Genomic DNA, 20,585 nt, shown 5'->3' with positions numbered 1-20,585 from the left:
GCGGATCCCATCGAGGCCAGAAGCAACCGAAATGCTTCAAGAAAGGCCGGATAGATTCACGCATCCAATGCCGCTGCTACTATCGTGAAAAACACCTTGCGCGGGGGGCGTCCATAGATCCACTCCTTGGTGGTTACGATGGGCCAGAAACCCTCTCTTATCAAATCAACCTAAACTGTCCCATTGGCCCTGACGTCAGACAAGCTATGCAGCCAAGGGGCTTTTGCGGATCGGTGTCGCACTCCTTGGGCTGCGGGTCTCGCTAGACATGGTGCGGCAGATCGGATGGAGCTTTGTTCTGGTGATCGCGCTATGTGTTGCCTTTGTGATCCTAGCCTCCGTGTCCCTTTCGCGCGTCGTGGGCAAAAACCGCGCGTTTGGCTTTCTCACTGGGGGCTCCGTCGCGATCTGCGGGGCCTCTGCCGCGGTGGCCATCTCTTCGATACTGCCCCAGCGCGACACAGCAGAGCGGGATTTGTCCTTCACCGTGATTTCGGTGACGGCCTTTTCTACTCTGGCGATGATCCTCTATCCAATAGTTGCAGACGCGCTCGGGCTGAACGCGCACGAAGCCGGTCTTTTCCTTGGCGGGACAATTCATGATGTCGCCCAAGTTGTCGGGGCAGGCTATTCCGTATCGGACGAAACCGGAAACATCGCGACCGTGGTGAAGTTGATGCGTGACGATGTTGGCTCCCGTTGTGCTGATCGGTGCACTTGTGCTGCGGCGCCACGCACCAACTGGGACCAGCAGACCGCCCTTGCTGCCGGGCTTTGTCGGGGCATTCCTGATTTTAGCCGCGCTGAACTCGTTTCATTTGGTGCCAGAGGCCGTCGCTGCACCCGCGGCGACACTGTCGCGTGCCTTGCTCGTGACCGCCGTCGCCGCAGTGGGCATGAAAACCTCGCTCGCGAAACTTGCGGATGTCGGCGGGACAGCCATCGCACTTCTTGCCGTTCAAACGGCCGTTCTTGCGGGTTTGGTGTTGGCGCCCCTGCTATTCGGGTTGCTCTGATTGCAGAGCAGAGACGCGTCAGGGCGCATGATGCCTAAAAAGTCGCCAACCTCCTAAGCTTTGATCTCATCACGTAAAATTCGGAGCCGCGGCAAGTCTTTTTGCACGCCGACCCTATGAAGCACGCCGTCCCAACAGTTTCTCTCGTCGGGCATAATAACAACAAACGATGAGAAAACTTATGACGACCAAGCATACGGGGGCCTCCCCCGTCCTGTCCGTGCGCGACCTGTCGGTGGCGCTGCCCGGGAAACATGACCGCGCCTATGCGGTCAAAGAGATCAGCTTTGATCTCATGCAAGGTGAGATCCTTTGTATTATTGGGGAATCCGGTTCTGGAAAATCGGTGACAGCAAACACGGTGATGGGCCTGTTGCCCGATGTTATGACCATCGAAAAGGGCTCTATTGAGTTCAAAGGTCGCGAACTTCTGAACCAGTCAGAGCCCGAACTTCGCCAACTGCGCGGTCGCGCGGTTTCGATCATCTTCCAAGACCCATTGTCTGCATTGAACCCGCTGATGACGGTCGGCGACCAGATCCGCGAGGTTTTGGACGCGCACGCCATCGGCACCAGGGAGAGCCGCGCAGACAAGGTGGTCGAGATGTTGACCGAGGTCGGCCTGCCTGATCCGCTGCTCATCCAGCATCAGTATCCTTTCCGCCTGTCCGGCGGTCAACGTCAGCGCGTGATGATTGCCATGGCCTTGGCGCTGGACCCTGACATCTTGATCGCGGACGAGCCGACAACGGCGCTGGATGTGACCACGCAGGCGCAAATCCTTGACCTGATCGCCCGCATTCAGAAGCGCAAAGGCATGAGCGTCATGTTCATCACCCACGATTTCGGCGTTGTCGCCGAAATTGCGGACCGCGTGATTGTGATGGAAAAGGGCAATTTGGTTGAACAAGGCCGCGCTGCCGAGGTTCTGACAGCGCCCCAGCATCGCTACACAAAAAAGCTGATCGCTGCCGTTCCCAAAATGCGCGAAGAGGACCGGGCCCGCGAAGAGACGCGCCCCGTCGCAATGGAAGTGCGCAATCTGCACAAAACCTACCGCACCCGCAGCGGCTTCCTTGGCCGAATGCGCGAGGTCAAGGCCGTGGACGACATCAGCTTTACCCTTCACCGCGGCGAGACGATTGGAATCGTCGGCGAGTCCGGCTCCGGAAAATCGTCGATGGGGAAGGTCCTGATGAAGCTGATCTCAGCCGACAGCGGCGAAATCCGCTTTCAGGGCAAGAACACGCTGGACATGGACGAAGAGAACTTCCGCCACTTGCGCCCTCGCATTCAGATGATCTTTCAGGATCCCTATGCCTCGCTCAACCCGCGCTTTACCATCGGCCAAGCGCTGACCGTTGGCCCCATCGCACATAGCCTACTAACCCGCGTGGATGCCCGCAAAAAAGCCGAAGGTCTGCTGGAACTGGTCGGTTTGGACGCGTCGGCCTTTGACCGCTATCCGCACGAATTTTCAGGCGGTCAGCGTCAGCGCGTCGGCATCGCCCGTGCGCTCATGTTTGATCCCGAAGTCATCGTCGCTGACGAAGCCGTCTCTGCACTGGACGTGTCCATCCAAGCGCAGGTTTTGGAGTTGCTTGATAAAATCCGGCGTGAACGCAAATTGGCCATGATTTTCATCACCCACGATCTGCGTGTGGCGAGCCAGATCAGCGACGAAATCATCGTGATGCATCGTGGCAAGATGGTCGAATACGGACCGCCAAGCCAAATTTTCCAGCGGCCAGAACATGACTACACCCGTTCGCTGGTTGCTGCGATCCCGGGTTCGGCTGCGGCCTGAGACGCAGACCGTAAGGACATATGAAAAGGGGGCGATGTGTATCGCCCCCTTTTGCATGTCGTGTCTCTTTTCATCTTCGACCGCAATATGCCATGCATCGGCAGAGAACTGCCCCATTTAGCGGCTATGGCCTTAGCAGCACCCACCCGACCGAAACCGCGTAACAAGGCCCCCCAAGTCGCTTGGGGGGGCAATCCATCACATTTGGGACGGTTCAGCTTGCTCCGGTTCAGGGCTGCCAAGCCGTTTGTGAGTGCCTGTAAGCTTCATGACGAAGACAAAGAACACTGGCGCAAAGATCACGCCTAACACGGTGGCCGAGATCATTCCGCCAACCACATTGATGCCGATCGCGTTTTGGCTCGCGGCCGAGGGACCGGTGGCGATCGCCATCGGGATAACCCCCATGGTGAACGCCAGCGAAGTCATCAGGATCGGACGGAACCGCAAGCGGCAAGCCTCGACGGTGGCGTCGATCAGGTTGTAGCCCTCGGTGATCAAGTCCTTTGCGACCTCGATGATCAGGATGGCGTTCTTGGCAGATAGACCGACGATAGTGATCAGACCCACGGTGAAGAAAACATCGTTGGACAGTCCAGTCAGCGTCACCGCCGCCACTGCCCCGATTGCTCCCATCGGCACGATTAACATCACTGACAGCGGAATTGACCAGCTGCCGTATAGGCCCGCAAGACAGAGGAAGACAAAGAGCACCGACAGGCCGATCAGTATCGGTGCTTGGCTGCCTCTTTCGATCTCTTGCAGCGACTGCCCAGTCCATTGGTAGCCAAAGCCCGGCGGTAGGTCTTCGGCAATACGCTGCATTTCGGCCAAAGCCTCGCCCGAGGAATAACCCGGCGCGGCTTCGCCGTTGATGCGGATCGACGGGTATCCGTTGTAACCGACGATCTGGGACGGGCCGAACCCCATTCAGCGGTGGCAAAGGAGGACAGCGGCACCATTCCGCCCTGTACGTTGCGAACGTTGAGCTTAAGCACCTCTTCGATGTTGCTGCGCGCCTCGGCCTCGGCCTGAACGATCACGCTCTGCATCTTGCCATTGTTCGGGAAGTCGTTGACGTAACCTGATCCCAGTGCAACCGAGATGGTTCGATTGATTTCACCAAAGGTGACGCCAAAGGCATTCGCCTTTTCTCGGTCTACGTCGAGACGCAGCTGCGGCCCCGGTTGAAGCCCTTCGATATACATCCGACCAAGGATCGGACTTTCCGCGCCCGCGCCCATGATCTGCCCCGCTGCCTGTTGCAGCGCCGCGTTGCCCAGATTAGCGCGGTCCTGAAGCCGGAAGCTGAAGCCAGAACCCGTGCCGAGTCCTTGGATTGGGGGCGGAGAAATAGCGAAGGCAAAGGTGTCGCGAATCGAGAAGAGCATACCTGACAACCGTCCCGCCAAAGAAGCAGCACTCAATTCCGGACTTTCCCGCTCGGCCCAATCCTCCAGCGTGACAAAGCTGACAGCAGAATTCGGACTCTGACCAGAGAACGAGAAACCTTGGATTGTCACCACGTCGGCCACACCTTCGGTCCCCAATGCAAAGGCTTCGGCCTGTTTGGTGACTTCGCGCATCCGAAAGGATGTCGCCTCGGGCGGAGACTGCATTGAGGCGATCAGGTAACCTTGGTCCTCTTGCGGCAAGAAAGCCGCGGGGATCTGCACATACACATATCCAAGCCCCCCAACCAGCGCGGCATAGATCACCATCATCCGCCCAGAGCAGCGCACCATGCTACGGACGCCTCCGGCGTAACCCTTGGAAGCGCGGTCAAAGTTGCGTTTGAACCATCCCGCCGGTCCCTTGCGGGCATGGCCGTGGCCCTTGGGGATCGGCTTCAAAAATGTCGCGCAGAGCGCCGGAGTCAGCGAGAGCGCGAGGAATGCCGAGAAGAAAATCGACACCACCATGGTCAGCGAGAACTGCTGATAGATGATGCCAACCGAGCCGGGAAAGAAGGCCAGCGGGATGAAAACCGCCATCAGTGCCAGCGTGATCCCGACGATGGCGCCAGAAATCTGGCCCATAGCTTTCTTCGACGCGTCGCGGGGCGATAAGCCCTCTTCGGACATGATACGTTCGACGTTCTCGACCACAACAATGGCGTCGTCGACGAGAATACCAATGGCCAAAATCATCGCGAACATGGTTAGCACGTTGATCGAGAAGCCCGCCCCCAGCATCACCGCCAATGTACCCGCCAGTGCGATTGGAACCACCAACATCGGAATAAGGGTGTAGCGCAAGTTCTGTAAGAAGATCAGCATTGCCACAAAGACCAGAGCCACCGCTTCGAGTAGGGTGTGCACAACCTTTTCGATGGAGGCCGACACAAAGGGCGTGGTGTCATAGGGAATGGACGCTTCGATCCCCGCAGGGAAACCCGCCGACAGCTCGTCCAACAAGGTTCGAACCCCTTCGGCAGTCTCGAGCGCATTGCCAGTGGGCGAGAGTTGAATGCCGATCTGTGCGGCTTCTTCGCCGTTCAAATAGGCTTTGAAGGAGTAGAACTCGGCGTCCATCTCGATGCGCGCCACGTCAGAAAGACGCACGATAGAGCCATCTTCGCCAGCGCGCAGGACGATCTGACCAAACTCTGCAGGGGTGCGCAATTGGCCCGTGACCAGAAGCGTCGCTTGGGTTTGCTGGCCCTCGGGCGCGGGATCGACACCGATGGCACCTGCCGCAACCTGCGCGTTTTGCTCGGAAATCGCCGCCGTGATGTCAGCGACAGACAGATCTAGGCCCACAAGCTTGGCTGGATCGATCCAAACCCGCATCGGCCGCTCCGCAGAAAAGAGCTGCGCTTTGCCGACACCATCGACCCGTCGGATCTCATTCAAGACAAAACGTGTTGCGTAATCCGCGAGCCCGACGGAGTCATATCCCGACCCCGGAGCTGCAGCGAGCGAGACGAACATCAGGTAGCTGCTGCCTGCCTCTTCGACCAGAAGCCCTTGTTGTTGCACCTGAGCGGGCAGGGCAGACTCAACGCGGCGCAATCTGTTTTGCGTGTCCACGACGGCCTGTGAAATACTGCTGCCAGACGCAAAGGTGACAGTGATCGTCACCGCGCCCGTCGCCTCTGACGTGGATTCAAAGTAGAGCAGGTTTGGAATGCCGTTCAGCTCTTCTTCGATGGGTCGTGTAACCTGTTGATAGAGGTCCTCGGGCGAGGCTCCGGCAAAACGGGTTGAAATGGTGACCTGCGGCGGCGCGACATCAGGATATTGCGCAACGGGTAGCGACGGCAGGGACAGCACCCCAGCCAGCGAAATGAAGATTGCGATCACCCAAGCCAAAACTGGGTTGTCGATAAAGAAACGTGCCATCTATCGCGCCTCAGTTCGTGCCAGCGGGCGCGTCAATGGCGCGGGCACAAGTTTCGGAAGGCGTGGTCTCATCCGCGGCGGGATCGCTCCAGCACACTGGCGTCACCGGCGCACCAGGTCCGACTTTCTGGAAGCCGTCGACAATGACGATGTCCCCAGGAGCTAAGCCTTCTTCGATAATCAGGGTGTTGTCATCATTGGCTCGCCCCTCTGTAACGGGGCGCGGCGCGACAGTGCCGTCCTGTACCAGCATCAGCTGCGCCTGCCCCGAGGCATCGCGGCGCAACGCTTGCGCGGGTACGACCAGCGCGGCCTCTCGCACTGCCTGCGCGACACGCACACGGACGTACATTCCGGGCAATAGAACGCCTTCCGGGTTCGGCACCTCGGCCCGTAAGGTCACCTGACCGCTAGACCGATCAACCGATGCCTCGGCAAAGAGCAGCTTTCCGGGATGAGGGTAGAGTGAACCATCATCGAGATACAGTTGCACCTCGGCAGCACCCGGAGCCAGTTCCGTGATCTCTCCTGCTTCCATCGCGCGACGCAAACGCAAGAGCTCCGAGACCGGCTGTTGCATGTCCGCTTAAACCGTATCGAGTGCTTGGATCGTGGTCATGACCTCTCCTTGCGCGCTCACAAGTGCACCTTCTGTGGTCAGCGCGCGTCCGGTGCGACCGGCGATGGGGGCGCGTACGGCAGCATAACCAAGGTTGATCTCAGCAGCATGCAACTGGGCTTGGGCTTCGGCCAGCGCGGCGTTGGCCTGAAGCACGGCGGACTCTGCGCTATCCAGATCGGCACGGCTTGCGACATTTCGCGAGCGCAGGGATGCCAGCCGCGTCTCGGTCTGGCGGGCGTCAGCCAGCCCTGCCTCGGCCCGTGCAACGGTGGCACGCGCGGCATCGACAGCAACCTCGTAGGGCAGGGGATCTAATTCATATAGAACATCCCCCGCCTCGACAGTGCTCCCTTGGGTAAGGACACGACGTTCGACGATTCCGCCGATGCGAGGCCGCACCTCAGCGACGCGTGTCGGGCTGATACGTCCGGGCAGCTCTTGGGCAACCTCGACGCGCTGCGGCTCGGCGATAACGACGCCGACAGAGGGCGGAGGATACCCCTGAGCACTGGCTGCAACAGGAAAGAGCGCCAGAAGCGACAAAACAGGTAGAGCGGCGCGGCGTGTGCGCCGAAGGATCGGAAACATAGTAAAACTCCGGAGGAGGGGCCGCCATTCGGCCCCCCGGGGGTCGAAGGGTGCCTGCGAGGCCATCGCTGGCGGGGAGGATTGTCAGAGAAGCAAAGGGCGTCAGCCGCCCGGGCGAAAGCCAGTAGAGAGCCGGTCCGCGCGCCATATCATGGCAGTCAGTAGCGATAGCGACATCACGATCGGCGGGGGCACTGCGTGAGCAAATTCGCTATGCAACAAAACCGTCAACGCCGCAGCGCCGATGATTGCTGCGCCTAGCAGTCCACCAAGAAAGCGCGTGCGCCGCAGCAGTATGAGCAGTGCGGCCGACCATTCAAGCAGCCCAGTCACCAGATGAAAGCCCGCCGGATACCCCCAGCGCGCGTAATCGGCCAGTATCTCTGGCGAGGCAAAAACATTAAGCGTACCGCCAAGCAGAAAGAACGCAGCAAGCAGCCAAGTGATCAACGCGCGCCAAGGAAGGGATTTCATAGGCGTCTCCTATTGCGCAGAGCTGGCCCCCGACATGGGGCCAGCCCACCAACGTTAGGCCAGATTGGATTCAGCGAATTCGTAGTTCGCGAGGTTGTCGAGGAAGTTGCTCACATAGTCGGGCCGGCGGTTGCGGAAGTCGACGTAGTAGCTGTGCTCCCACACATCGAGGCCCAGAAGCGCAGTGCCTTCGCCGGTTGCCAAGGGGTTCACGCCATTCGCGGTCTTGGTCACGCCGAGGCTACCGTCTGCTTTTTGAATAAGCCAAGCCCAGCCGGAGCCAAACTGTGTGGTCGCAGCGGTTTTAAAAGCGGCTTTGAAATCAACGACCGACCCAAATGACTCGACCAGCTTCGCCTCGAGCGCACTGGGGATGCCGCCACCGGTCGGGGACAGAGCATTCCAGAAATGGTTGTGGTTCCAGTGCTGACCGGCTTGGTTGAAAACGCCTGCCAGCGCATCGTCCGCATAGCTCAGCGCAATGATCTCTTCGAGCGATTTGCCCTGCAATTCTGCATTCTTTTCCACAAAACCGTTCAGCGCGGTGACATACGCCTGATGGTGCTTGTCGTGGTGCAATTCGAGCGTTTCTTGGCTCATTCCGCGCTCGGCGAGGGCGGCGTGAGAATAATTCAGCGCGGGAAGTTCAAAAGTCATTCGAGGCTCCTATGGACGCGACGCTTGCGTGATGGCGCGCGCTTGGTTATTTAAACAAGTAATGTCTTTGAAAAACATTGAGGCGAATATGTCAAGCAATGACTTGGAAAAAGAAACGTGGTCGCCACGGGCTCCGTCCGAGCGGTTGCTGATGACACTGAAAATGCAGGGCCCCCAAACCTCGGCAGAAATAGGTCGGAGGCATCGCATTACCGGAGAGGCGGCGCGCCAGCAGTTGATGAAGCTGCACGAGGACGGGCTAGTGGAAGAAGAGCGCCGCAGTGCAGGACGGGGACGGCCCGCAACCTACTGGCACCTAACCGACCAGGCCCAAGCGCGCTTTCCCGACACCCACGCGGATTTGACCGTCGATATCCTGCGCAGTATTTCTGAAGTACTCGGCCCAGACGCCTTGGACCGTGTGATCAAAGAGCGAGAAGCAACCACGCTTGCGCGGTACCGACAGTCGCTGTCCGAATGCAGGACCACCCGAGAGCGATTAGAAAAACTCGCAGAGTTGCGTACCGCTGAAGGCTACATGGCAGAAGTTGTCGAAGAGGACGGCAACCTTCGCCTCATCGAGAACCACTGCCCGATCTGTGCTGCAGCCGCGTTCTGCCAAGGTTTCTGCCGCGCCGAGAAAGCCGTATTCCAAAACGCGCTCGGGCCGGATGTTGAGATACAGCGTGACGAACACATCGTTGGCGGCGGTCGCCGCTGCACCTATCTTGTCCGCGAGTAGTACTCGTTTCCTCGTATCGATAACCTAGAAAGCCCCGACACCGGGACCCTGTCTCTCTACCATTGCCGCCATCCTTGGCGCGCAAGAAGCTATGTTGCTTTCTGCCATTAGGTTAGGAGAGAGCATGCCTGAGTGCCGCCACGCATGTAGTCACCGGCCCTACGCTCAGTTCTCGCGCAAACAACTGCTGACGCGCTCGGCTTAATGCAGTGCGGCCGGCCTTCTCAGCATACTTGGGTGCAAGTGCACGTAGCGGACGATACGTCAGCGCAAGAGCTATGCGGGGGCATGATATGGTCGCCCACATGGCCAAAGCCCCAAGACAAACATTCCCCATGAGCTTTCAGCGCCAAGATTGCCGAAAAATCGAGCATTGATTGTGTTTTACAATTATCTAGTTGTGAAACACAATCTTTTTGTTGCGCCGCATCCAATCCCGCCAAAAGATGAATCTAAGACAACAGAGAGACACCATGACCAAACCACCAACCCTCTCAGAAAACGAGGCACAGCCCTTTACCGTCGCGGGCCTGCGCATGGACGTTCTGGAGGGCGCCTTCAGTTGGTACATCCGCGCAATTGATGCAGTCGTCTCTCGCGATCTGGATCAACGCACCGCTCATCTCGACGTGGCCAAAGGCAAGGGCAAGATTACAGCCTTGCTTTTGGTCGATGGGCATCCGGGAATCCGCCCCTCTCAGATCGCAGAAGTCCTGATGCGCGACCGGCCCGCGACGGGCAGGATCATCGACCATCTGGTCAAAGCCGGTGACATGCGTCGCGAGAGCGATGCCGAGGATCAGCGCGCACAAGCCCTGTACATCACTGAGAAAGGCAGCGCTTTGGCCCAAGAGGTCCGCGACATCATCCGCGAGCAACAGGATGATTTCTTTGACTTTATCCCCCCCCGAGGATCGCGATGAATTTATGCGGATGCTTCAGAGGGCGTATATCAACATGAGGAACAAACTGAAATGAGCCGCAAGGTTGCCCTGATTTCCGGTGCCAGTCGCGGCATCGGCGCAGCGACAGCGCAGAGCCTATTCAATGCAGGATGGGCCGTGTCTCTGGGAATGCGCCAACCGGTCATGCCGGAATGGGCTGAAACCGACACAGATCGCGTCCACTTGTTCCCTTATGATGCGACAGACAAGAACGCAGCAGACAACTGGGCCAAGGCTGCATCAGGTCAGTTCGGCCAGATCGACGCGCTGATTGCGAGCGCCGGCATTATGATCCCCAAAACGCCGATCGAGATTAGCGACGCAGAAATGACCGAAATGCTCGAGATCAACGTTCACGCTCCGCTCCGTTTGGCAGCCGCGTGTTGGGAAGCGCTCGGCGCGTCGGGTCGCGGGCGCATTATTCTGCTCGCCTCTCTGTCCGGCAAACGGGTGAAATCTGCGATGGCCGGCTCTTATTCGATGTCGAAATTCGCTGTGGTCGGGTTGTCTCATGCATTGCGCCAAGCAGGCTTTGATCAGGGCATCCGATGCACGGCTGTCTGTCCGGGATTTGTCGCGACCGATATGGCGACGTCGATATCCGACCGCGCCCCCAACACCATGACCCAGCCAGAGGATCTGGCCCGCGTCATTCACATGCTGATCGACCTGCCCAACGAGGCCAGCGTCGCCGAATTCGCCGTAAATTGCCAGTTGGAGGAGCGTTACTAATGCCCGGCCCCTTTGTAGTACCTGTTCACGGCGATGTTGATCTGCCGAAAAAAGTCGACTTGGTTGTCATAGGCGGCGGCATCATTGGTTGCTCGACCGCGCTCGAATTGGCCGAAAAGGGCCTGAAAGTCGCCCTCTGCGAAAAAGGTGGCATCGGTCACGAGCAGTCCAGCCGCAATTGGGGCTGGGTCCGGATCACCCGCCGCGACCCACGCGAAATCGCCTTGATGGCCGAGGCACTGCGCATCTGGCCCACCCTTGCCGAGCGCACGGGCCGCGATTTGGGCTACAAACGATCCGGCATCGCCTTTGCCTGCGGCACGGCAAAGGATTACGCCGAGCACGAGCGCTGGCTCGAATACCTCAAGGACTACCAGTTCGACAGCAAAATGCTGTCCCGCGAAGAATTCGAAGCCATGACGCCGGGCTTCAACTTGCCCATCGAGGGCGCGCTCTACACCTCGGCCGACGGGCGGGCAGAGCCGCAGAAGGCCGCGCCTGCGATCGCCGAAGCCGCTCGTGATCGTGGCGCCCACGTGCTGACCGAATGCGCGGTACGGGGGATCGAAACCAAAGGCGGCGCAGTTTGCAGCGTGGTCACAGAACGCGGCGAGATCGAATGCGAACAGGTCGTTCTGGCGGGTGGGGCATGGTCCAGTTTGTTTGCACGAAACACCGGCCTGCGCCTGCCGCAATTGAAAGTGAAAAACTCGGTCATCCGCACCAAGCCACTAGAGGGCGGACCCGAACACGCCATCTGGTACGACGGCTTCGCTGTCCGCAAACGTCAGGATGGCGGCTACACCATCGCGGATGGCTTTCGGAATATCGTCGATATCGTCCCCGACAATTTCCGTTACATGATGGACTTTTTGCCAGCTTTGGGCGTGCAGTGGAAAGCGCTCATGCTGCGCTTTGGTGGGCGCTTTTACGACGAGGCGCGGCTGCCAAACAAATGGTCCCTGAACGAGGCCAGCCCCTTTGAATACAATCGCGTTTTGGACCCCAAACCCGCGTTCTCATTGCAGGACCAAGCGCTTGCGAACCTGCGCAAAGCGTTTCCCGTCTTCGAAAAGGCCGAGATCGCGCAGCGGTGGGCAGGGGCGATTGACGTGACCCCCGATGCGATCCCTGTGATCTCTGGCGTCGATGACATTCCGGGCTTTTACATCGCAACCGGATTTTCCGGCCATGGCTTTGGTATCGGCCCCGCGGCGGGCCGCCTCATGTCTGATCTGGTGCGCGGCGTGACCCCTGTGGTCGACCCGACGGCCTTCCGCTTCTCCCGTTTCTCCGACGGCTCGAAGATCGAGATCATCAGCGGCTTTTGACTCTTTTCGCGCGGCACTGGCGTGCCCGCGTCCCAGAGAACGTACGCTTTGCGCCGGCGGCGTTCTCTCCTCCTCCTTTTGTGCGCAACAGGGAAATCAAGATGACTGACGAGAAGAAAAATTCCGCACATCTCAACCGCCGTCAGGCGCTGATGATGATGGGGGCTGCTGGTGCGGCCTTGATGACGCCTATGGCGATTGGCCGTGACAAGGCCTTTGCCGCAAACGCAGATGCGACCGGACAGCTGGTTCTGGCATTTTCCCAGGAGCCGACCGTCTTCAACCCGCTGATGCCCCACATCGAAGTGGACGAAGGCCTGTATTACGCGGTCTACGACACGCTGTTCGACTTTGATCCTGATGGCGAATTTTTTCCCATTCTTGCCGCCGAAGTCCCCACAGTTGCCAACGGCGGTATCTCGGCGGACGGTCTGAACTGGACGCTGAAGCTTAAAGAGGGGGTCACCTGGCATGACGGTACGCCCTTTACGTCCGAGGATGTGAAATTCTCGCTCGAATTGACCGTAGACCCCGATTTCCGTTCGTTCCGCTCTACCGGTTATAAGCTGATGCAGGACATCACCGTCGTTTCGGACACCGAACTGACATGGACTATGAGCGAACCTTTTGCCCCAATGGCGGCCATTCTTGCGTCGACCTACATCGTGCCCAAGCACGTGTTCGACGGGGTCGAGGACAAGAACGCGACCATCCTGAACACCGCGCCCATCGGAACCGGTCCGTTCAAGTTCAAAAACCGCATGGCCGGTGACCACATTGAGCTGGAAGCGAACGCCGACTACCACATGGACGGCCCGTTCCTGAAGACGCTGATCATCAAATACGTGCCTGACCTGAACGTCATGTACACCCAGTTTAAATCCGGCGACATCGACGTCATTGGCCTGCAATACATCACCCCCGATCATTTGGCCGAAGCCGAAGGACTAGAAGGCAAAGAGGTCACAGTCGCTGGCACCGCGACCTTTGAATCCATCGGCCTGAACATGACCCGCCCGCAGTTTCAAGAAAAAGCCGTGCGTCAGGCCCTGTATCTGGCGATCGACAAAACCTCGATCATCGACGCGCTGTATTATGGCGTGCCTACCCCGACCGAGACCTACATGCCCCAGCAGTCCTATTACTATAACGACGACCTGCCGACGCATGAGTTCAACATCGAAAAGGCAAACGCGCTGCTTGATGAAGCGGGCTGGGAAATGGGTTCCGACGGCATTCGCACCAAAGATGGCGTGCGTCTGTACTTCTCGAACTCGACCACCGCGGGCAATCACCTACGGGAACAAGCACAGCAGTTCATCCAGCAGACCTTTGCGATGATCGGCGTCGAGATGACGATCAAGAATTTCCCGCCCGCGGTCATGTGGGGTGACTACTGGATGAATTCCGAGTTCGACACAGTGGTTGTTGGCCTGAACACTCTGGCAGGCGCGGACCCTGACACCTCGGATTACTTCATGTCCACCATGTCGCCCGCACTGGGTGGGTCGGGGCAGAACACCTTTGCCTACCAGAACCCCAAAGTGGACGAGCTGCTGACCGCCGGTGCACAAAACTTCGTCCCCGAAGAGCGCAAAGCGATCTACGAAGAAATGCAGGCCGTAATCCGCGAAGACCTGCCTTTCCTTCCGATGTTCCAGTACGCGGTGGTCAAAGGCTGGAAGGACGACGTGACCGGCCCAACCCCCAACGTGAACAACCGGATCGACTCGTGGAACGTGCGCGACTGGAAACGCACCTAAGCGATCGCTCATGGGTCAGCCGCATCTTGCGCGGCTGACCACCTAGACCTTGCGTACATTAAGGGGACGTCATGGCCCGCTATCTCCTGTCACGGCTCGGACAGAGCCTTATCCTATTGTTTATTGTGTCCTTTATCGGGTTTGCGGTTCTGACGCTCGCCCCCGGTGGCCCCTTGTCGCAATTCGCGCTCAGTCCGGGCATGACACAAGAACAGATCGACAAGATCGCGAGCCAAATGGGTCTGGATCGCCCTGTCGTCGTCCAATACTTTGACTGGCTCAGCCATTTGGTGATCGGCGATTGGGGCACATCCTATCGCGACGGCCAGTCGGTGCTGCATGTGATCGGCAGCCACCTGTTTGCGACGCTCTTGCTGATGGGCACCGCCACCGTGATTTCCGTCACCCTTGGCAGCAGCATCGGCATCTATAGTGCCCTGCGCCGTGGCGGAGCGTTCGACTATACCATGACCGTCTTTGCGATGGTTGCCCTGTCGATCCCGACGTTCTGGTTCGGTCTGATCGCGATCTACATCTTTTCCCTAAACCTCGGCTGGCTGCCCGCAGGCAACATGTACACCGTCGGCGATGGGTCGGTTCTGGACTACATCAGCCACCTCATCATGCCCGCCACCGTTCTGGCGCTCGTCGATGTGGCAATCTGGAGCCGCTACATGCGGACCTCGACCCTGAATGTAGTGAACCAAGATTTCGTCCGCACCGCCAAAGCCAAAGGGCTGACCGGTCGCCGTGTCCTTTTCAAGCACATCGTCGGCAACTCGCTGGTTCCGATGATCACACTGGCTGGCCTGCAACTGCCGATGGTCCTTGGCGGCGCGCTGGTGACCGAAACCGTTTTCACGTGGCCCGGCATGGGGCGGCTGTTCCTCGATAGCCTTGGGTACTCGGATTACCCCGTGGTCATGGGGCTCTTGATGGCCTCTGCCATGCTGGTTCTGGTCGGTAATCTGCTGGCCGACATCACTGTCGCGCTCATTGATCCGCGCATCCGTCTTGATTGAGGAGCTGCACATGACAACCCTTTCTGCCAACTCTGCCGAACGCAAACCCTTGATCAAATCCCGCGCCCTTCGCCGCTTCCTGAGCCACAAGTTGGCGCTGATCGGGACGATCATGGTGCTGACGTTAACTTTTGCCTGTTTCGTCGGCCCGTATCTGCTGCCCTATGACGAGCTCTACATTGATCTGATGTCCCGCTTTGCCCCGCCGGGCACAAACGGTCACCTGTTTGGTACAGACCCGTTGGGTCGTGATATTGCAGCGCGCCTGTTCCATGCGGGGCAGATTTCCATGGCAGTCGGGTTCGCCGTGATGATCATCGCGACGTGCATCGGGTCTGTGATCGGCGTGATTTCTGGATACTACGGCGGTGCTGTGTCTGCCGTACTGATGCGCGTCGTCGATGCCTTTCTTTCATTCCCGTCGGTCTTCCTGCTGCTGGCGCTGGCAGCATTCATTCAGCCCGGCCCTGTGATGATTGCCTTGATCATTTCGGCCACCAGCTGGATGGAAGTCGCCCGCATCGTCGAAGCCGAAGTCAAATCCCTGCGCAATCAGGACTTTGTCCAAGCCGCCCACATGCTGGGGCTGTCCAACCGCTGGATCATGTTCCGCGAGCTGCTACCCAATGCCATTGGCCCCATCATCGTCGCCGCGACCCTGACAGTGGCCCGCGCGATCCTGCTAGAAGCGTACATCTCGTTCCTTGGCTACGGCATTCAGCCGCCGCTACCCAGCTGGGGGAACATGCTGAACGGCGCGCAGCAATATCTAGCGACCGCACCCTGGCTGGCGATCGTGCCCGGTGTGGCGATCACCATCGCGGTCGCTGGCTTCAACTTCATTGGAGACGGCCTGCGCGACGCTTTTGACAGTCGCAGCGATCTGGGATGACCCAAACCATGCCCAAGTTCTCGGAGTTCAAGGACACCCTGTGGTACGCGACCGCGCCCGATGCGCCAAAGACGACGGCGCTGAAGGGGCAGGTCAAAGCAGATGTCTGCATCGTCGGGGCGGGGTATTCCGGGCTGACCACCGCGCTGGAACTGGCACGGGCAGGGGTCTCGGTCGTGGTTTTAGAGCGCGAAGAGATCGGCTTTGGCGGTTCGGGCCGCAACGCCGGACACTGCACACCGACTTTCACCCACTTCAGCCTGCCGGAACTGCGCAATCACTTGGGTACCCCATGGGCGGACCGCCTGATCCAGCGCCAGACCCGCGCCAATGACAAAGTGGCAGCGATGATCAATCGCTACGGCATCGACTGCGAGTGGGAGCAGAACGGCTATGTCCAAGGGGCGCTCTTCCCCTCGCACCTCAAAACCCTGCGCGGCCATATGGAGAGTTACAATGCCGTCGGGGCCCGCACGCGTATGCTGGACCGTGAAGAAGCCCACGAGATCACTGGATCGCCGCGCCTTTACGGTGGCTGGTTCCACGAAGAGGCGGGCGGCATGAACGCTTTGGCGTATGCACGTGGGCTTGGCCGCGCCGTGCAGGCAGAGGGCGGGGTAATTTATACGCGCACTCCAGCCGAAAGCTGTGATCGACAGGGGCAAGCTTGGGTCGTCAAAACGCCCCGAGGGGCTGTCCGCGCTGAAAAGGTGATCTACACCACCGGCGCCTACACCGTCGCGGGCTGGCCCAGGCTAGATCAAACATTCAGGATCATGCGGGTCTTTGTGGCCGCAACCCAGCCCATGTCCGCCGAAGCGCAGCAGATCGTTCTGCCCAAGCGCACAACCATTCAGGACGGACGTGGTGACATCTACGTCTACAAGTACAACCGCGAAAACCGGATCGTGGCCTCCATGTTCCCGATGGGGGCCCGCGGTCGCGACCCCGCTTTGACTCGAAAGATCCTGTCAGAGCGTCTGAAATGGCTGCACCCTGATCTACGCGAAGAGCCGCGCTGGGGGTTCTTCTGGTTCGGCGAGTTGGACATGCAGCGCCGAACCGTGCCGCGGCTTTACGGTTTAGCGCCTGGTGTGATCGCGATGACAGGACTGTCGGGACGCGGTGTGCCCACGGGGTCCATGATCGGCGGCATTCTGGCAGATTGGGCCAATGGCACACCAGAAGCCGATCTGGACCTGAAACTCGAACCCCTGAGCCGGCAACCGCTCTACATGAGCGTGGGGCCGCAGGCCGCCCTGCGCAGTTATCGGATCCGCGACAATTTGCGAGCGAAACGCCAGAACGCGCCGCTCCCCCCTTTTGCATGAGATAGGAGAAACTTCATGCCCGGACCGAAAGTCGAACCGGTCGAAAGTAGCACCACATTGCCAGATCAAGTCGACGTGGTGGTTATTGGCGGCGGCATAGCAGGAGTCTCTGCCGCACTGGAATTGGTCGAGCGGGGCAAGACGGTCGCCCTCTGCGAAAAGGGCCAGATCGGGGCCGAGCAATCTAGCCGGAACTGGGGCTGGGTCCGGCTAACCCACCGCGATCCGCGCGAGATGCCCCTGATGATTGAGTCCGTGCGACTGTGGAAACAGATGGACGAGCGTACAGGGCAAAAGACCGGCTATGTACAATGCGGTGCGACATACACTGTGACCTCTGAGGCCGCGCTCGAGAGCGAACGCCGAAGTGCAGACGACTTGCAGGCCTACCAGATTCCCGCACGGATCCTAAGTGCAGACGAGGTCAAAGAGGCTTTCCCCGGATTGGGACTGTCGATCAAGGGGGCGCTGCATAATCCGCAGGATGGGCGCGCAGAGCCTCAGGCCGCGGCTCCCGCAATCGCACGCGCGATCATGGCCAACGGCGGCACGGTTCATCAAAACTGTGCAGTCCGGACCCTGGAGACAAAAGACGGCAAGATCTCTGGCGTCGTCACCGAGCATGGCACCATCAAGTGTGATGCTGTGCTTGTAGCAGGCGGTGTCTGGTCGCGGCTTTTCCTCGGCAACCACGGAATTGATCTGCCCGCACTCTGGACCAAGGGCAACGTTCAGCGCACCGAACCTATCCCCAATGGCCCCGAAGGCACGCTGAAGCACCCCGATTTCACGATGCGGAAGCGGCGCGATGGCGGCTACACCATCGCCTCGGCCATCCCGAGCCGATATCAACTGACCCCCGACAGCTTCCACCTGCTAGGGAAATTTCTACCCACATTGATGAACGAATGGAGACGCTTGAGCCTTGGCATCGGGACCGCGTTTTTCGAGGCGCTGCGCATGCCGAAACGCTGGAGCGCCACTGATATCACCCCTTTCGAGAAGACGCGCATCCTTGATCCAGAGCCCGACACCAAACTACTGGACAAAGCGTTGGCGACGCTCACTGGATTTTACGCACCCTTCAAAAACGCTAAAATTGCCCAGCGCTGGGCAGGTTATATCGACGTTATGCCTGACGTGATCCCCGTGATTTCCGATACCAAAGACGTGAAAAATGGAATTCCCGGTCTCTATGTCGTGGCCGGCTTCTCTGGTCATGGCTTCGGGCTCGGGACAGGCGCAGGGCGGCTGGCGGCCGATCTGATCATGGGGCAGGGCCCATGTGTAGATCCCACGCCATTTCGGCTCAGTCGGTTTTCGGACGGGTCCAAGATCGTGCCGATGGGGGGCATTCTGCAACGCTAGCGCGTAGAAACAGCCTGCACGGCCACTCTAAGGGCCTGAGTTCCGACAAGTCCCGAAGCCGCTCGGCAAAACGGGGTTTGCGCCACCAAACTGAAAACGCATAAACTCAATCAAGGACGAGCCAGTGCCTCCAATAACGAAACTGCTCTGATGTCCCAAAATCCCTGACGACGGACAGAATGAGACGCAAATCAGATCCGTCAGTTTAGGCAAGGGTTTCGGGCAATCGAATCCGCAGACCAAAGTTACCAAGTTTCTCGCCTACACGCTGGCGCCTGTCTTGGTTGGACTGCCGACTTCATCAGGCACGCTCGCGCAGATTGAGGTGTTAAAAATCTGGCTGGATCGTCGGGGTTTGCCCTCCTGAAACTGGCAAAGTCGACCCATGCTCTTGCCCATGTAAATCATAAGCCTAGATTGCCATTTTAAGGGTTGGTAGGTTTAACTAAATACTAGACCTCGGGTGCGTACCAAAGTCCGCATGATACTTCGCGGATTTATCAGGTGCTTGATTGTGTGTTGCCGCATGAGTTCGCGGCATCCATATCAGATCAATGCCGTGGAGGACGCCTTGGGAGCCGAACCAATTGAAAGAAAAGAAGATCTGGAGCGCGAAGTTTTCTTGCTCTCTATGGTCAATGCCCTATCAGGAACGTTGCAGGATGTGGTCGGGCTAAAAGATGCAGAGGGCTACATCTCGACTGTAGGCGAGCGCATCGGCGAGACTATCTGCGGGGCCTATCGCAACAGCTCGGACAACGGCGAAATCACACCTGATGATTTGTCTTACATCTTGACCGATCTGAAGGCCCGCATCGGCGGCACCTTCAAAGTCGAGAGCGAAGACAGCAAAACAATCGAATTTTCAAACACGAAGTGCCCTTTCGGATCCTTTGTGGATGGGCGGCCGTCGCTCTGCATGATGACATCCAATGTCTTTGGCACAATCGCCGCTACACTGCACGGCGAAGCGCGGGTCGAATTGCTGAAAACAATCGCAAACGGGGACGGATGCTGCAGCGTATTGGTGCACACGGACGGCTCCGCTGGCGGCGGGAGAAGGTATTTCGCGTATGACGACTAACCCGGCCCTGCTGCAGGAAATCATCGAGACGTTCTACAAGCCCTCATTCATCACCACCGTTCGCGCTGACATGGTGGTCACCAACGAGGCTGCACGCTCGATGTACAGCGCGGGAGGTACCGAGGCGTTGTTCAGAGCGGAGTCGACCAAAGCCTTCCTCGGTAGCATCTCGAAATCGACAAACGTTCGGTTCGACAAAATCGTCGATCATCTCGGTCTAGAACATCGCGTTGCAGGCAAACGGCTCGACCGCAACGGTCACCTGATGCTGTGGTTTGAAAAGGCCGACAGCCAGCACGACATGGCGGGCTTCACGTCTGAGGTGAAAAAGCGCGAGGCCGAAACATCGAAGCGGCGCGCAATGGAAAAATCCAGCAAGGATCTTGTCGCGGCGTCTGGCGATATGGTCCTGATCGTTGCGCGCACCGGCGAGATCCTAGAGTCGTCAGAGTCGTTTCACAAACTGACAGGCATTCACACTTCGGCCACACTGAAACAGCAGGTCAAACGCTATGTTTTCTTGGGGCTCAAAGAAGGGGTCGATGGATGGGCGCTGCAGACCCCGCTATGCTCTGCCGTGGAAGGGTATATTCAGGGCAGAGAGCGCCGCATCCCAATTGAAGTGACGCTGAAGCCGATTGTCTGGAAAGGCAAAGACGCAACCCTGTACTCAATTCATGACCTGTCCGAGACCCAGCGCGCGGAGTCCGCAATCCAGCGGATGCGCCTGTAAGTGGCAGGCTTATTCTCCCCAAAACGGGCAAGTGAATTTTCCCCAGTTGAGGCACTGAGTGGCCAATTCTGAGGGGGCATGCCCCCTCAGAATTGGCTTTCGCCAAAATCTTCCCCGCAATGCTCTCTATTGGAT

Annotated in this window: 14 protein-coding genes and 3 pseudogenes; 13 read left to right on the top strand and 4 right to left on the bottom strand. The window is 58.7% G+C overall.

Going from position 1 to position 20,585, the window contains the following annotated elements:
* The first annotated feature begins 223 nt into the window (after positions 1–223).
* A pseudogene (locus AB9K37_RS01170) lies at positions 224–1,016 on the top strand (YeiH family protein).
* 181 nt (positions 1,017–1,197) lie between these two features.
* Positions 1,198–2,823, top strand: a complete 1,626-nt coding sequence (locus tag AB9K37_RS01165) for an ABC transporter ATP-binding protein (RefSeq protein ID WP_369835185.1) — start codon at positions 1,198–1,200, stop codon at positions 2,821–2,823.
* 198 nt (positions 2,824–3,021) lie between these two features.
* Here the strand turns inward: AB9K37_RS01165 and AB9K37_RS01160 are convergent.
* The 4 genes and pseudogenes from AB9K37_RS01160 to AB9K37_RS01145 form a co-directional block, all read right to left on the bottom strand.
* A pseudogene (locus AB9K37_RS01160) lies at positions 3,022–6,167 on the bottom strand (multidrug efflux RND transporter permease subunit).
* Positions 6,168–6,177: 10 nt separating this feature from the next.
* A pseudogene (locus AB9K37_RS01155) lies at positions 6,178–7,377 on the bottom strand (efflux RND transporter periplasmic adaptor subunit).
* 102 nt (positions 7,378–7,479) lie between these two features.
* Positions 7,480–7,851 carry a DoxX family protein gene (locus AB9K37_RS01150; RefSeq protein WP_369835184.1) on the bottom strand — a complete coding sequence of 124 codons (372 nt, stop codon included), beginning with the start codon at positions 7,849–7,851 and terminating at the stop codon, positions 7,480–7,482.
* Positions 7,852–7,905: 54 nt separating this feature from the next.
* Entirely contained in the window at positions 7,906–8,508 is a 603-nt protein-coding gene (locus AB9K37_RS01145; RefSeq protein ID WP_369835183.1) for a superoxide dismutase, read from the bottom strand.
* 151 nt (positions 8,509–8,659) lie between these two features.
* On the opposite strand from AB9K37_RS01145, the gene AB9K37_RS01140 reads away from it, so the two are divergent.
* From AB9K37_RS01140 to AB9K37_RS01090, 11 genes are all read left to right on the top strand, one after another.
* Positions 8,660–9,250, top strand: coding sequence for a helix-turn-helix transcriptional regulator (locus AB9K37_RS01140; RefSeq protein ID WP_369835182.1), 591 nt, complete (start codon positions 8,660–8,662; stop codon positions 9,248–9,250).
* 473 nt (positions 9,251–9,723) lie between these two features.
* Complete coding sequence (locus tag AB9K37_RS01135; RefSeq protein WP_369835181.1) at positions 9,724–10,173, top strand: MarR family winged helix-turn-helix transcriptional regulator; 450 nt, start codon at positions 9,724–9,726, stop codon at positions 10,171–10,173.
* A gap of 51 nt (positions 10,174–10,224) precedes the next feature.
* Complete coding sequence (locus AB9K37_RS01130; protein WP_369835180.1) at positions 10,225–10,926, top strand: SDR family NAD(P)-dependent oxidoreductase; 702 nt, start codon at positions 10,225–10,227, stop codon at positions 10,924–10,926.
* Positions 10,926–12,257 carry an NAD(P)/FAD-dependent oxidoreductase gene (locus AB9K37_RS01125; RefSeq protein WP_369835179.1) on the top strand — a complete coding sequence of 444 codons (1,332 nt, stop codon included), beginning with the start codon at positions 10,926–10,928 and terminating at the stop codon, positions 12,255–12,257. Before AB9K37_RS01130 ends, AB9K37_RS01125 begins: the two co-directional genes overlap by 1 nt.
* 101 nt (positions 12,258–12,358) lie before the next feature.
* Positions 12,359–14,020, top strand: a complete 1,662-nt coding sequence (locus AB9K37_RS01120) for a peptide ABC transporter substrate-binding protein (protein WP_369835178.1) — start codon at positions 12,359–12,361, stop codon at positions 14,018–14,020.
* 71 nt (positions 14,021–14,091) lie between these two features.
* Positions 14,092–15,042, top strand: coding sequence for an ABC transporter permease (locus tag AB9K37_RS01115; protein ID WP_303963792.1), 951 nt, complete (start codon positions 14,092–14,094; stop codon positions 15,040–15,042).
* A 10-nt stretch (positions 15,043–15,052) separates the two neighbouring features.
* On the top strand, positions 15,053–15,934 hold the full coding sequence (locus AB9K37_RS01110) for an ABC transporter permease (RefSeq protein WP_369835177.1): 882 nt from the start codon (positions 15,053–15,055) through the stop codon (positions 15,932–15,934).
* The gene (locus tag AB9K37_RS01105) at positions 15,931–17,265 is read left to right on the top strand and encodes an NAD(P)/FAD-dependent oxidoreductase (protein ID WP_369835176.1); all 1,335 of its coding nucleotides are present in this window, start codon (positions 15,931–15,933) and stop codon (positions 17,263–17,265) included. The genes AB9K37_RS01110 and AB9K37_RS01105 overlap by 4 nt, the downstream gene beginning before the upstream one ends.
* Positions 17,266–17,280: 15 nt before the next feature.
* Positions 17,281–18,633, top strand: a complete 1,353-nt coding sequence (locus AB9K37_RS01100; RefSeq protein ID WP_369835175.1) for an NAD(P)/FAD-dependent oxidoreductase — start codon at positions 17,281–17,283, stop codon at positions 18,631–18,633.
* Positions 18,634–19,204: 571 nt separating this feature from the next.
* A complete protein-coding gene (locus AB9K37_RS01095) occupies positions 19,205–19,717 on the top strand; it encodes a methanogen output domain 1-containing protein (RefSeq protein ID WP_293711186.1) in 513 nt (170 codons plus the stop codon).
* Positions 19,707–20,450: a PAS domain S-box protein gene (locus AB9K37_RS01090; protein WP_369835174.1), complete on the top strand. Its 744-nt coding sequence runs from the start codon at positions 19,707–19,709 to the stop codon at positions 20,448–20,450. Before AB9K37_RS01095 ends, AB9K37_RS01090 begins: the two co-directional genes overlap by 11 nt.
* Positions 20,451–20,585 lie beyond the last annotated feature (135 nt).

It is taken from the genome of Donghicola sp. XS_ASV15 (genome assembly GCF_041224595.1).
In the GTDB taxonomy this organism is placed as follows: Bacteria; Pseudomonadota; Alphaproteobacteria; order Rhodobacterales; family Rhodobacteraceae; genus Donghicola.
Note: the sequence above shows the minus strand (reverse complement) of the source record. Positions and strands in the feature narration are given on the sequence as shown.